The following is a 13,720-nucleotide window of genomic DNA, read 5'->3' as shown; positions in this document are numbered from 1 at the left end:
TCGCGCAAGTTGTTTTGCGCGAACTTCATGTGTCCGGAACCACCACGAGTGATCCGATTTCTCTCTTCTCTTCGAGCAACCCGTCGGCCTCGAAACTCGGCACGCTCCGGTTCAAATTGGAGCGTAGAGGTTCACGTACTAACCGCACCATCGGCTTGCTATCGAGCAGCATTTGATCAATCTCCTCGGCACATTAATCAGATGTATCGACGCACAGGCCTCTCATCGTGAACCGTCACCTCCAAATGCACAGACTTATCGAACGCGCTTGGACGGGTGTTCGATAAGTTAGTGGCTCCGACGGTTGGTGTTTCGGTCGTAGAGGCGAGCCTTCGAAGGTTTTGATCGTCCATCACGCAGGTGCGACGGAAAGACCAAAGGACTTCATCCAGCCGCACCAATGCTGCAGCACGTTCTGAGAGCACTTTCGGCGAGCAACTCGCACTACCGCGATGCCTAGCCGGCAAGGTGTCGTCGTCGTTTGTTGATAGTTGCCTCGTGGAATGAAGAGTACTTCGCCTGAGGAGAAGGACTCCATTTTTCTCTCCAAATAAGATTACCGAAACCTTCGATATCGGTCCAATCAGTTATCCGGCAATACAGATATCATGTTCGATATAAGTGAAAATACGCATGACTTTGCCATTGGTTGCGCACCTTCAATTAACGCGCGACGTAATGCACATTTTATTTTTTGCATGTGAAAAATTTGATCGGCAAACAACCTTCTATCTCTCTATGCAGCTTATTAGGTATGCGATCAAAGTGCACATGACTGATTTGGTATCAACTTTGGCAAAAAAAAGATTGGAAAGTAATCGGCCGCTTCCGTAGAATCCGGCCATTGCATGCGTAGCGACTTCTACCAACCTGGACTGGAGCACCACGACCTGCATTTGAATTAGCCAGTTTCGAAGTTGTACGGCGTACGCACATGCTGCGGGTTATCCCATCTTGCAAAACCTAATAACTATTAAGGAGACAAAGAACCGCCAGCCTTCTCCCCCATCTATGGACGTCATCGCTATTTTCTTAAATTAAGTGGTGACTACACCATTGAACTGGTGGTCCGACGCGCACGTGAAAATGTCGAGGCACATGCATCCGTCAATAAAAGAATCAGCTGAAGAAACGCTTTAAAAACGTACCGCTTGACGATTCTGGGCATCGACATCGCATGGTGAAGATACACATCCTGCTAGTCATTAGCTCGCTTCGCAAAACGTATCTGCGATTGAAGTCACAACCAGTGCTCGAGTTATCCAGATGCGGCACTGATCTAAAACGCGACATATCAGGAGACACACATGAATTCGTTGAAACTAATGACCGCTGCGCTGGCAGTGACGCTTTTCACCACAGCTTCTCTCGCCGGCGCGCAGGAAAAAGGCCTGGTAGGTATTTCTATGCCGACCAAGTCGTCGTCGCGCTGGATTTCAGATGGTCAAAGCATGGTCGATGCATTCAAAGCAAAAGGCTATCAACCCGACCTTCAGTATGCGGACGATGACGTCCCGAATCAGATTGCACAGATCGAGAATCTGATCACCAAAGGAGCGAAGATCCTGGTTATCGCCCCGATCGATGGAACAACACTTTCCAACGCACTCAGCAAGGCTCAGGCTCGCGGAATCAAGGTCATCGCTTATGACCGCCTGATTAGAGGCACCAAGGACGTTGACTACTACGCGACGTTCGACAACTTCGGCGTTGGCGTTCTGATGGCCCAGTCAGTGGTTAAGGCACTCGACCTGAACAACCGAAAAACGCCGGCCAACATTGAAATCTTCGGCGGTTCCGCCGACGATAACAACGCTCACGTCGTCTACGACGGAATGCTCTCCGTCATCAAGCCGTACATGGACAAGGGCAAGGTTGTTGTTCGTAGCGGGCAGGTTGCGTTCGACAAGGTTGCGACTTTCCGCTGGGACGGGGCTACCGCGCAGGCTCGCATGGACAATCTGTTGAGCGCCTACTACGGGAACTCTCATGTAGACGCCGTTCTTTCGCCCTATGACGGAATCAGTATCGGCATCATTTCGTCACTCAAAGGAGTTGGGTACGGCTCTGCGCAACAACCCATGCCTATCATTACGGGCCAGGATGCTGAAATCCCAAGCGTGAAGGCCATTATTCGTGGCGATCAAAATACGACCATATTCAAAGACACGCGCGAACTGGCCAAGGCCACCGTCGAGATGGCAGATGCAGCTTCCAGCAATAAACCTGTACCGGTGAACGACTCCAAGACCTACAACAATGGAGTCAAGGTGGTTCCTACTTATCTCCTGAAACCGGTCGTGGTCAACGGTGGCAACTGGAAATCTGTTCTGGTCACGAACAGCGGCTACTACAAGGAATCACAGCTTAAGTGAGTGTGGATGGGTCGCGGCATAGGCTCCCGTTGCTCGACTCGAGTGGACTTCCATCGATTGGCCTGCTGGCGGCATCTTTCGAGATGCTCCTGCAGGCTGCATCCGATGCTACAGGTTGCGAAGTGATGAATACGATTCTAGAAATGCGCTGTATTCAAAAGAGCTTTGGCGGCATTAAAGCTTTGAATAACGTGAATCTGTCGGTCCGAGAGGGGCAGATCCACGCGATTTGCGGGGAGAATGGCGCGGGCAAGTCGACTCTCATGAAGATTTTGAGCGGCGTCTATCCACACGGATCGTACGCAGGCGAGGTGGTCTATCGTGGGATAGAACGCAAGTTTTCCGGCATCCACGACAGCGAGCAAGCCGGTATCATCATTATTCACCAGGAACTCACACTGGTGCCAATGCTCTCGATTACCGAAAATATTTTCCTCGGAAACGAACAGGCCAAAGGCGGCGTAATCGATTGGCAGGGATCGTACGCAAAGACCAAACTGCTGCTGGAGAAAGTCGGTCTCAACGACTCTCCCGATGCTCCCGTCGTGACACTCGGTATCGGAAAGCAGCAGCTCGTCGAAATCGCCAAGGCGTTGTCGAAAGAAGTGAAACTTCTCATTCTTGACGAGCCTACCGCGAGCCTCAACGAAAAAGACAGCGACACCCTGCTCGCACTTTTGCTTGAACTGCGCGAGCGAGGCGTAACTGCCATCATCATCTCGCACAAGCTCAACGAAATTTCTCGAGTAGCCGACGCGATTACCGTTATTCGCGACGGCTCGACGGTTGACGAACTGGACTGCAACGCCAAGACGATAAGCGAAGAGCGCATCATCAAGGCAATGGTAGGACGGGAAATGAATGACCGATATCCACCCCGTACACCCAATGTCGGCGAGACAATCTTTGAGGTGTCCGACTGGAAAGTTCACCACCCTAACCATCTTGAGCGGCAAGTTATCAAGGGTGTAACGATCCATGCCAAACGCGGCGAAGTTGTAGGGATTGCCGGACTGATGGGGTCCGGGCGGACCGAACTTGCCATGAGCGTGTTCGGCCGGTCTTACGGCAAGAAAATAACTGGCACCGTGACGCTGCATGGAAAGAAAGTCGACGTCTCGACCGTCCCGAAAGCGATCAGTCACGGCCTGGCTTACGTTACCGAAGACCGAAAGGGTGCTGGATTACTGCTGGACGACACCATCAAGAGAAACATTTCTCTAGCTAACCTGAAATCGATCTCTCGTCTGGCCATCGTTGACGAGCATAAGGAAAACTCGATTGCTTCAAACTTCAGGCAGAAGCTTCGCATTCGATGTCATGACCTCGACCAGAAAGTGGGGAATCTATCGGGTGGGAATCAACAGAAGGTAGTGCTGAGTAAATGGCTACATTCTGCGCCGGAAGTTCTCATTCTCGATGAGCCAACGCGTGGCATCGATGTAGGCGCGAAGTACGAAATCTACACAATCATCAACGAGGCGGCAGCGGACGGTAAATGCGTCGTCATGATCTCGTCCGAAATGCCAGAACTTCTGGGCATGTGCGACCGCATATACGTGATGAACGAAGGACGAATCGTAGGCGAGTTGCGAGGCGAAGACGCCAGCCAGGAAAAAATCATGCGTGCCATTATGAGAAACGGAGTTAATTAAAATGAGCAATCCTCTCACAACGCCAGCATCGCCTGAGCCTCAGGGCGGTAAGCTGGAATCCGTGCACGCTCTCAAGCGTGGCCTGCGCGAATATGGCTTGCTTGTTTCGCTGGTCATCATCATGGGTTTCTTTCAGGTGTCGACCAACGCCACCCTGATGCAACCACTGAATCTGACGAACCTGATCTTGCAAAACAGCTATATCGTCATCATGGCGCTCGGCATGTTGATGGTGATCGTAGCGGGGCACATCGATCTGTCCGTCGGTTCGACTTCAGGTTTTATCGGTGCGCTGGCGGCGGTCTTGATGGTCCAGTTGAACGTCGACCCGATCCTCGGAACAGTGATTTGTGTGGCTGCCGGCGCATTGATCGGTGCTGCGCAAGGCTACTTCGTTGCATTCTGGCGGATGCCGTCCTTCATCGTGACGCTCGCGGGCATGCTCGTTTTTCGCGGACTCACCATTACCCTCCTGCAAGGACAATCAATAGGACCTTTTCCGGATGTTTTCGCCGTCGTCAGTTCGGGCTTCATTCCTGATTTCTTCCACGGCCAAAACCTCCGAATTACGTCGCTTGCCCTGGGTCTCCTTGTCGGACTGACATTCTTCTACATCGAGTTCCGTCATCGGGCCAAAGCTACGGCGCATGGAGTCGGAACCAGTTCGGCCGGTATGTTTATCGCGAAGAATGTCGTCCTTACGGCCTTCATTGTTTACTTCTCTTATTTGCTCGCATCGTATCGAGGCATGCCTACGGTCCTCATTATTATGGGTGTCCTCATTGGCGCCTACACCTTCGTCATGAATCGGACCACGATCGGGCGGCGTATCTACGCGGTGGGTGGCAATGTGAAAGCGGCGAAGCTGTCGGGCATCAACACCGAGCGCGTTTCGTTCTACACATTCATCAATATGGGAATTCTGGCTGCACTTGCGGGCCTCATATTCGCTGCCCGCCTGAACAGTGCGACGCCAAAAGCCGGAACAGGTTTCGAGCTCGACGTGATTGCGGCGTGTTTCATCGGCGGTGCTTCGGCCTCTGGCGGAGTGGGCAAGGTCATGGGCGCGGTGATCGGCGCATTCATTATGGGCGTCATGAACAACGGTATGTCGATCATGGGGATTGGTATCGACTATCAACAGGTCATCAAAGGACTGGTTCTTCTTGCCGCCGTTTTCATCGACGTCTACAACAAGAACAAGATTTCGTAATGGCATTGGTCTGCTGCGAAAACCCGGCTTCCGTAGCAGATCATCACTTTCGAATACATGTGCAACAAACGGAGACGAAATTTTGCCGAGCCCCAACGAGATTCACGACAATCTGGACGACCGTGACCGTAAGTTGCTTGCAGATGCATTAGGCGCTTTGCTTAGAGAACGTTCATGCGCGTTGCAAATTGCGTCAGACGTCGCGGCTGTGAAAGGCGAACGCGGGCCGACCGTAACCGACTTCGGTTTGCCTGACATCCTTCGCCTTAGCCGGATGTTGTCGCAATCGGAAGAAAGAGTGCTCGATCAATCGAGTTCGAATTTTCGCGCTGATGTGCCGATATGATGCGACAGGCAATTTGGGCCCACATTCATCACTCTCTCATGTTTCGAGAGCACATCTCGGCATGGCATTTTTATGTACTACCCTAGGGTCAATGAGCGACGATAACCAAGGCTCAATTTCCCGAAACTGGACGGCCATCGACATGATTGAATTTAAAGCGCGATGGTGAAATTCCAGCCTGATCTGAAAAGAATCGAGAGAAGACGGATGGCGATGAAAATCCGAGAACATCGCCGATTTCCGATAACTGCATTCGGTTTTCAATCAAAAGCCGCTTGGCTTCATTAATCCGTACCCGTGCAATAACATTTTGAAAATTCGTATCTTCCTGCTGCAGCCTTCTATGTAGAGCCGAGCGTGACAGTCCAAACTCCTGGCACGTGAGGAGCAGAATGTTGTTCTCAAATGGTAATATATTTCCATTTGAGAACAACGAAATCAAAAAAGTTTCCACTTTAAATTGAAACGAATGGTTTTCTCGTAAGCGCCGGAGTTCAAAATCGGCTTTACTGGAAAATATTTTAAAAAGCAATTCGTTATGTTGTGGAAATCGCAAAGTGGCATGCGGAGCGGAAAAGGTAAGACGATTACTATTTTTACCGAAAATCACCCGGCAATCTAATTCCGAAACTAAATTCTTCCATGTAGGGCTTTCCGGCCCGACCAGTTCAATGATGGGCGTCTGGAGTTTCGTGCCGCCGTACCTCTCTGCGAGCTTGATGACACCTCCGAAACTGTTGAGTGCCATCAAGGGCGTTCGCTCAGAGCCGTCGAGCAGGAAGTCGAATTGAAATTGCGCACCAGATTGCCTGAAAGACATCCCATCAATTTCTCCAATTACCGCGCGCAATTCGATGCATTTTTCAAATGCAATAATCAGATTAGGAGCATTGGAGACCACAGCGATGGTACTAGAGAAAGGTTCGAGTAAATAATCGTTTTCACCGGGGATCGCGAGGTTGACCGGCTCAGGGAGTCTTTCGATCAAATTCAGCATTGAAATATATTTGACCCCGGCTACCCGTCCGCCAATTTGATTTGCTTCAGCTTCCGAAATTTCGGTGAGTTTCTGGAATTCCCTAATATCCATTCCCAAACGCAAGGCACTTTGCATGCCGCGACGCACCAAAGCAGATGTAACGGATTTTTGGCCAATACCCATCGCACCCTCCTCGAATAAATGATTCTAGTGCTTAATTAAAAATATAATTTTTATATGCTGCGACGCAACATTGATCGCGCGCCTATATGCAAACTGACGCAACGACTTGCAACCGGCTTTTCGTAACGCACGGTTATAGTTATTTCTCCGATATGAATTATAGCCGTATGCAGTGATCGGATTCGATAAAAAACAATGGAGACTTATCTTGGAAGATAAAGAGACACGCCTGCCCTCCTACGGTGAATCGCTCGCTTCGCCTGACCGCCGACGCATTATGAAGATGGCGGCTGCTATTGCAGCCCTGCCACTGGCGTCTGCCTGCGGTAGCGGCGGCTCCGAACTTCAGGCCCCTAGCGATGTGACGCTACCTGACGCTCTTAAGAGCGCGAGCACCCGGACTGTATCGTTCGACGCAAACTGGCAATTCTTCAATGGCACGCTCGATCCAGCCGCTGCGTCCCTGGCATCGTTCGCCGATCAAGGGTGGCGGTCGATGAATTTACCGCATGACTGGAGTATCGAGGATCTTCCCGGCGGTAGCGACGACGGCCAGGCCACATCCCAGCCTTCTCATCTATTTGTTTTTGAGCAGCCGACACTCACCAGTTCTGCACCCACACGCATCGGGCCATTCGACAAGACAGCCAGTCCTGGAGATCGCGCAACCGGGCGCACCATCGGTGGCGAAGGTTGGTATCGGAAGCATTTCACCTTCAAGCCTACTCCCGGGCAGCAAGTCGAGTTGCGCTTTGACGGCGTCTATCAAAACTCCGATGTGTGGATCAATGGCCAGCATCTCGGTTTCCATCCGTACGGTTACACAGCGTTCGCGTACGACTTGACGCCTTATCTCGTTGCAGGAGACAACGTCATCGCGGTGCGCGTACAAAATCTCGGGCTAAACAGCCGATGGTACGCAGGTTCCGGCATATATCGGCACACGCACCTCACGACAACAAATGCAGTTCGTATTCCTCGGTTTGGCGTCGGACTGACCACACAACAATTGTCGGCGGGCTCAGCTACCGTCAACGCCCAGATCACAGTGCAGAACGCTTCAACTGCATCCGTTTCCACGTCTGTCCGGATCCTCTTCTTCGACGCGTCCGGCAAGCAGGTGGCCAACGCAAGCAGCGCCGCTCAGACAATCGCAGCAGGGGCTAGCAAGGACACTCTGCTGACGATCGCCGTTCCGAGCCCACAGATCTGGTCACCCGATACACCGTATCTGTACACGGCTGTGGTCCAGGTGAACAATGCTGGAACGGTCACTGACCAGACACTTGAGACTTTCGGCATCAGGACTGTGACGGTAAGTGCAACTGATGGATTTATCCTGAACGGAACTCCGCTCAAACTGAAGGGTGGCAATGTTCACCATACCAATGGGGCACTTGGCTCGATCAGTCTTGGTGACGAAGAATATTGGCGCATGTCTACGCTGAAAGCTGGAGGTTTCAATGCAGTCCGGTGCTCGCATAACCCGCCCAGCCGTGAATTTGTTCAAGCTGCCGAAAAGGTCGGAATGATCCTGCTGAACGAATTCGTCGATATGTGGGATGTCGCCAAGAACCCCGACGACTATCATTTGTATTTTCCGCAGTATTGGGAGAGCGACCTTGAAAGCTGGGTACTGGCATCGCGGAATAGCCCAGCAGTGTGCCTCTGGTCCATCGCAAATGAGATATACGATTCCACTACGGCTCAACCGAGAGGTCAGCAACTGATCACCAAGCTCAAAAGTCTGGATACCAGTCGACCAGTCATGCAGGGCGGTGCTCAAGGTATCCTGTCTATCTACAACGGTCCGTCGGTCGCACCGTACACGGACTTCTGCGACGTTCACTATGAACAGTCCTACGTCGCCGCACGCCAGGCCGTTCCAAATAAAGCCTGGAATCAATCGGAGAGCTACGCGTCTACGTTCTACGACAACTGGCAGCAGGTGACCAACAACAGTTTCGTCGTCGGCGACTTTGTCTGGACTGCGTGGGACTATATGGGCGAAGCAGGCCTGAACGTGCCAGCACTCATCGATAAAGGTAGTGACACAGAAACGTCCTTCTTGGGCCCGGGATTTTCGGCTTTCGGAGAGCAGGCTGGTGGTGCGTGGGCGCCGTACCCGTGGTTTGCCGCTGGTTGCGGTGATTTTGACCTGATCGGACAACCGACTGCCCAGCATCTCTATCGACGAGCAGTATGGAACGCCAGCCCGATCGAGATGGCAGTTGCAAGACCCGTTTCTGGAAATCAGCAGCAACAGGCTTTTTCATTCGGCTGGTTTGACGAGCTGGAAAGCTGGACGTGGGATGTTCCCGCTGCGACTTCAATGCGCGTCCACGTCTACACCAGCGCCGATCGGGTTGATCTGCATCTCAACGGGCAATTGCTCCAGTCGCTTACATTACAGGCAACCGATAAGTGCATCGCTTCGTTCTGGGTTCCTTATCAGGCAGGTACGTTGCAAGCCATAGCCTTTAAGAATGGCACCCAGATTGGCAGCAAAACACTCACCACTACGGGGGCGTCGGCCGCAATTCAGCTGTCATCGGACACTTTGACTCTGGCAGCAAGCCCGGACGCTGTGGCGCATGTGCTTGCCAGTGTAGTTGACGCACAAGGGCGTCTGGTACCTGATGCGGTAGTGCGTGTCAGCTTCGCTGCTTCAGGTGGCCAGTTGGCGGCCGTCGGAAGCGGCAATCCCCACAACGTCGACAGTTTCCAGCGCGGCAAGCGCTATTCGTACCATGGCAAAGCAATGGCATATATTCGAGCGCCGCAAAATCCTGGCCAAATCGTCGTTACTGCTAGTGCAGACGGATTGAGCTCGGCTTCGCTTACGCTGACGGTGGCTTGACGACCTGATGTCTGAGGGCAGTCCTGTAAGTCGGGCTGCCCTCAGCATGTGTCATCGGCACGGGCAACGGGTAAGTGAACGCAACTAATGCCGAGTCGATTCTGTCTCGTTGTTGACCGGCTATGAGCTAGCAAAATTGATCCTGTGGAGTGTTTCGCATACCCGCACTTCGCAACGTCGCTACGTGATGAGTGTTTTTTCGTATGGGATACTGCCTCATTCACAGCAAGACCCCGTATGACTCAGAGACAGACTTAGTGGGAAACCATCATGGAACGTCAGTCCGTTTCGAACGACAACAGTAATGGACTCGTCGACCCCTGTTGACGGCCCCTAAAAGACACGTGTCCGAGTCATGTTGCGTCAAGCTGCCGTTGCCGAGTCCAGCGCAAACATTCACAAAGTTTGGCTACGTTAGGATTATTGACCGGGCCTGCCCGGGTCACGATTCCAAAAGGTTCGGCACTTGCAGTAAAGCGTATCGGCAAGGCTTTCAATACCTTCGTGGTTTCGAAGAAATCTATGCTTTCCTTCGTAAGAAGCGCGATCAGCGTATCGCTCTTGCTCAATAGCAAAGCTGTGGCGAAAGTCGACGAGGCTTCGATATGGCTGCGGCTGATGACAATATTCTGATTGGCCGCCTCGCGCTCCAGCAAGGTCCGCAACGGCGTATGGCTGGGGAAAAGCACCCAGGGATAGTCAGCGGTGTCCTGCCAGGTGACCTCCGACTTCCGGGTCAGTGGATGCTGAGGCGATACCACCACCCCGACCTGCTCCTCCTGGAGCCATTCGAAATGAAACAGAGACGGATGGGCGGACACCGAGGTTCGGCACAACGCTACATCGATCGCGCCGCTTTGCAACTGCTCCAGCAGCCGCACGCTAGTGTCCTCGTAAAGCTCGACATTGACGAAGGGATGGAGCGCCCGGAATTGAAGCAGAGCATCCACCAGCAGTCGCGCCAGGCCACCGGGAATCGTCCCCACGGCAATCCGGCGCCCGCCACCCCGGGAAATGTCTTCCAGTTCCTCGTGCATGTGCGAGAGGCTCGCGTACATCAAGCGAGCGTGCCGGATCACGCAACGCCCCATGTCCGTGGCCATCAGCCCCTGCGCTGAGCGGGCAAACAAGGTAAGGCCCAAGGCCTCTTCAATTTCCTTGAGCGCTTTGCTCGCGCCGGGCTGCGACATGTGCAGCATGCGGGCCGCCTGGTGCACCGAGCCCAGGTCTTCGATCGCCAGCAGCAGTTTGAGCTGGCGAAACTTGAGCCGCGATCCGATGGAATGCAGGCTTGCCAACTCATGCGCACCGTCTTCGGGTTTATACGGAGATGCCATCTTGTAGATTTTTACCCTGAAAGCCGCATAGGTGTGGCAACCGGCTCGATTATAGACTTCGAGGCGTCCGTTTCCGTGGTCGAAAAAGAAGCCGTCCATGGGCAATCGGCGAGCAATTTAACCGGCTAACTTCTTCCTGAAAGCACCCGGCATCTTCACCCGTATCCATAAAAAGCTATCGAGCAATTCCATGCCGGCACACGTTAGTCCTCGTTATCGCGGTATTTTTCCCGTCGTACCGACCACCTTCCATGAAGACGGCTCCCTTGATCTGAACAGTCAGAAACGCTGCCTCGATTTCATGATCGATTCAGGTGTGGACGGCCTTTGCATCCTAGCCAACTTCTCCGAGCAGTTCCTCGTGTCGGACGATGAACGCGAGGTCCTCACCCGCATCTCGCTGGAGCATGTGGCCGGCCGCGTGCCGGTCATCGTGACTACGACGCATACCAGCACCAGAATCTGCGCCGAGCGCAGCCGGCGCGCGGAGGATATGGGCGCGGCCATGGTGATGGTGATGCCGCCGTATCACGGCGCGACCTTCCGCTTCGGCGAAGCTGCAATCGAAGCCTTCTTCCGGGGAATCTCGGACGCCGTCGACATTCCCATCATGGTTCAGGACGCACCCGCCGCAGGTACGCTTCTGTCGACTGCCCTGCTAGCCAGAATGGCCCGCGAGATCGAGCAGGTGAGCTATTTCAAACTGGAGACCGCGGGCGCCGCAGGCAAGCTGCGCGAGTTGATCGAACTGGGCGGCAGCGCGATCGAAGGTCCGTGGGATGGCGAAGAAGCCATCACGCTGCTGGCCGACCTTGAGGCGGGCGCCACGGGTTCTATGACTGGGGGCGCCTTTGCCGATGGCATCAGACCCATCATTGAAGCCCATCGCACCGGCGACAAGGACAAGGCCTTTGCGGAGTACCAGCGCTGGCTGCCACTCATCAATCATGAGAACCGCCAGGCCGGTTTTCTCGCGGCCAAAGCTCTGATGAAAGAAGGCGGCGTGATCGCCTGCGAAACACCGCGTTCGCCGTGGCCGCACATGCATCCCGAAGTGCGCCGCCAGCTGATCGATATCGCTCATCGGCTAAATCCGCTGGTGCTTCGATGGGGTCGTTGAGCCCCGCCGTATCTCTGTCCATCACAAAGGAATTTCCATGACTCTCACCGGCGACATGCTCATCGGTTCTTCAGCCGTGCGCGGCACCGAAGGCAACCAACGCGCGTTCAACCCGACTACCAACACCGAGATTGCCCAGCCCAGCTTCGGACTGGGTGGGAGCGCCGAAGTCGAACGCGCGGCCAGCCTGGCGGCTGCCGCCTTCGACCCCTACCGGGCGTTGCCGCTAGAGCGTCGCGCTGCCTTCCTGGAAGCCATCGCCGAGAATATTCTGGCGCTGGGCGACACCTTGATCGAGCGCGCCCATGCCGAAACCGGTCTGCCGCTGGCTCGACTGAACGGCGAGCGCGGTCGCACGGTCGGACAGTTGCGCCTGTTCGCCAGGATCGTGCGAGACGGCCTTTTCCTCGATGCAACCGTGGACACGGCCCAGCCCGATCGCCAGCCCCTGCCGCGCGCGGACCTGCGTCTCGCCAAGGTACCGCTGGGCCCAGTGGCCGTGTTCGGCGCGAGCAACTTCCCGCTGGCCTTCTCCGTTGCCGGCGGCGATACGGCTTCGGCTCTGGCCGCCGGCGCGCCGGTCATCGTGAAGGCGCATAGCGCGCACCTGGGCACCTCTGAACTGGTCGGCCGTGCAATCCAGAAGGCAGCGCGGGAACAGCAGCTACCCGAGGGCGTGTTCTCTCTGCTGATCGGCGCCGGCCGCAAACTCGGTGAAGCGCTGGTGGCGCACCCCGCCATCAAGGCCGTGGGTTTTACCGGTTCGCGCCAGGGCGGCCTGGCTCTGGTCGCGATCGCCAACGCCCGTCCCGAGCCGATTCCTGTGTATGCCGAGATGGCAAGCATCAATCCGGTGTTCTTGATGCCTGCCGCCCTGGCCAGCCGGGCAGAAGCTATCGGCCGGGGCTTTGCCGATTCGCTGGCCATGGGCGCAGGCCAGTTCTGTACCAACCCGGGTCTGGCACTGGCCATCGACGGGCCGGATCTGCAACGCTTCGTGCAGGCCGCCAGCGAATCTCTGGCAAGCAAGGGCTCACAGGTCATGCTGACGCCCGGCATCCACGAAGCCTATCGCGTCGGCTTGGCGAAGGTGGAAGCCGTAGCCGGTGTCGAGAAAGTGGCCGCAGGCACTGGCACGGACGGCCAACCCAATTCCGCACAAGCCGCCCTCTATGTCACGGATGCGCAGCGACTGTTGAGCAATCCCGATCTGGAATCGGAGATGTTCGGTCCGGCATCGATCGTCGTCCGTGCAAAGAACATGGAAGAACTGCTGGCGGTGGCCGAGCATCTCGAAGGCCAGTTGACCGCCGCGCTGCAGATCGACGCGGCCGATTACGAGCTGGCCAGAAAGCTCCTGCCGGTACTTGAACGCAAGGCTGGCCGCATCCTGGCCAACGGCTTCCCGACCGGTGTGGAAGTCAGTCACGCGATGGTCCACGGCGGCCCGTTCCCGTCGACATCGAACGCGATGTACACGTCGGTAGGCGCGAGCGCTATCGACCGTTTCCTGCGTCCGGTCTGCTATCAGGACCTGCCCGACGAACTGCTGCCAGCAGCGCTGCAACGCGCCAACCCGCTGGGGTTCTGGAGGCTGGTGGATGGCGACATGACGAAGGGTTGAAGCCTCCTGCGCAACAGAGGCCGGACAC

General features: G+C 54.9%; 9 protein-coding genes. 7 read left to right on the top strand and 2 right to left on the bottom strand.

What is annotated here, in order from left to right; translation table 11 throughout:
- The first annotated feature begins 1,307 nt into the window (after positions 1-1,307).
- From chvE to BLS41_RS34345, 4 genes are all read left to right on the top strand, one after another.
- Positions 1,308-2,375 (top strand): multiple monosaccharide ABC transporter substrate-binding protein, encoded by a 1,068-nt coding sequence (gene chvE / locus BLS41_RS34360; protein WP_074772425.1) that lies wholly within the window; start codon positions 1,308-1,310, stop codon positions 2,373-2,375.
- Between the two features lie 125 nt (positions 2,376-2,500).
- Positions 2,501-4,030, top strand: a complete 1,530-nt coding sequence (gene mmsA / locus BLS41_RS34355) for a multiple monosaccharide ABC transporter ATP-binding protein (protein WP_074773450.1) — start codon at positions 2,501-2,503, stop codon at positions 4,028-4,030.
- 1 nt (position 4,031) lies between these two features.
- Positions 4,032-5,243, top strand: coding sequence for a multiple monosaccharide ABC transporter permease (gene mmsB / locus BLS41_RS34350; protein ID WP_074772422.1), 1,212 nt, complete (start codon positions 4,032-4,034; stop codon positions 5,241-5,243).
- Between the two features lie 82 nt (positions 5,244-5,325).
- On the top strand, positions 5,326-5,589 hold the full coding sequence (locus BLS41_RS34345) for a hypothetical protein (protein ID WP_074772419.1): 264 nt from the start codon (positions 5,326-5,328) through the stop codon (positions 5,587-5,589).
- Between the two features lie 112 nt (positions 5,590-5,701).
- On the opposite strand, the gene BLS41_RS34340 is transcribed toward BLS41_RS34345, so the two are convergent.
- Entirely contained in the window at positions 5,702-6,751 is a 1,050-nt protein-coding gene (locus BLS41_RS34340) for an AraC family transcriptional regulator (RefSeq protein WP_074772416.1), read from the bottom strand.
- A gap of 208 nt (positions 6,752-6,959) precedes the next feature.
- On the opposite strand from BLS41_RS34340, the gene BLS41_RS34335 reads away from it, so the two are divergent.
- Entirely contained in the window at positions 6,960-9,611 is a 2,652-nt protein-coding gene (locus BLS41_RS34335; RefSeq protein ID WP_074772414.1) for a glycoside hydrolase family 2 TIM barrel-domain containing protein, read from the top strand.
- A 353-nt stretch (positions 9,612-9,964) separates the two neighbouring features.
- Here BLS41_RS34335 and BLS41_RS34330 read toward each other — a convergent pair whose 3' ends face one another.
- Positions 9,965-11,047, bottom strand: a complete 1,083-nt coding sequence (locus BLS41_RS34330) for a LysR family transcriptional regulator (RefSeq protein WP_083380226.1) — start codon at positions 11,045-11,047, stop codon at positions 9,965-9,967.
- A 91-nt stretch (positions 11,048-11,138) separates the two neighbouring features.
- Here BLS41_RS34330 and BLS41_RS34325 point away from each other — a divergent pair, with 91 nt between their 5' ends.
- Complete coding sequence (locus BLS41_RS34325; RefSeq protein ID WP_074772413.1) at positions 11,139-12,068, top strand: dihydrodipicolinate synthase family protein; 930 nt, start codon at positions 11,139-11,141, stop codon at positions 12,066-12,068.
- Between the two features lie 37 nt (positions 12,069-12,105).
- Positions 12,106-13,692, top strand: coding sequence for an aldehyde dehydrogenase (NADP(+)) (locus tag BLS41_RS34320; protein ID WP_074772411.1), 1,587 nt, complete (start codon positions 12,106-12,108; stop codon positions 13,690-13,692).
- The last annotated feature ends 28 nt before the right edge of the window (positions 13,693-13,720 follow it).

The sequence above is a fragment of the Paraburkholderia fungorum genome, assembly GCF_900099835.1.
Lineage (GTDB): Bacteria > Pseudomonadota > Gammaproteobacteria > Burkholderiales > Burkholderiaceae > Paraburkholderia > Paraburkholderia fungorum_A.
This window is presented reverse-complemented; position numbering and strand designations above follow the sequence as displayed.

Coding starts and splice junctions, on each gene's coding strand:
- chvE (WP_074772425.1), top strand. CDS start 1,308: ATGAATTCGTTGAAACTAATGACCGCTGCGCTGGCAGTGACGCTTTTC.
- mmsA (WP_074773450.1), top strand. CDS start 2,501: ATGAATACGATTCTAGAAATGCGCTGTATTCAAAAGAGCTTTGGCGGC.
- mmsB (WP_074772422.1), top strand. CDS start 4,032: ATGAGCAATCCTCTCACAACGCCAGCATCGCCTGAGCCTCAGGGCGGT.
- BLS41_RS34340 (WP_074772416.1), bottom strand. CDS start 6,751: ATGGGTATTGGCCAAAAATCCGTTACATCTGCTTTGGTGCGTCGCGGC.
- BLS41_RS34330 (WP_083380226.1), bottom strand. CDS start 11,047: ATGGACGGCTTCTTTTTCGACCACGGAAACGGACGCCTCGAAGTCTAT.
- BLS41_RS34325 (WP_074772413.1), top strand. CDS start 11,139: ATGCCGGCACACGTTAGTCCTCGTTATCGCGGTATTTTTCCCGTCGTA.
- BLS41_RS34320 (WP_074772411.1), top strand. CDS start 12,106: ATGACTCTCACCGGCGACATGCTCATCGGTTCTTCAGCCGTGCGCGGC.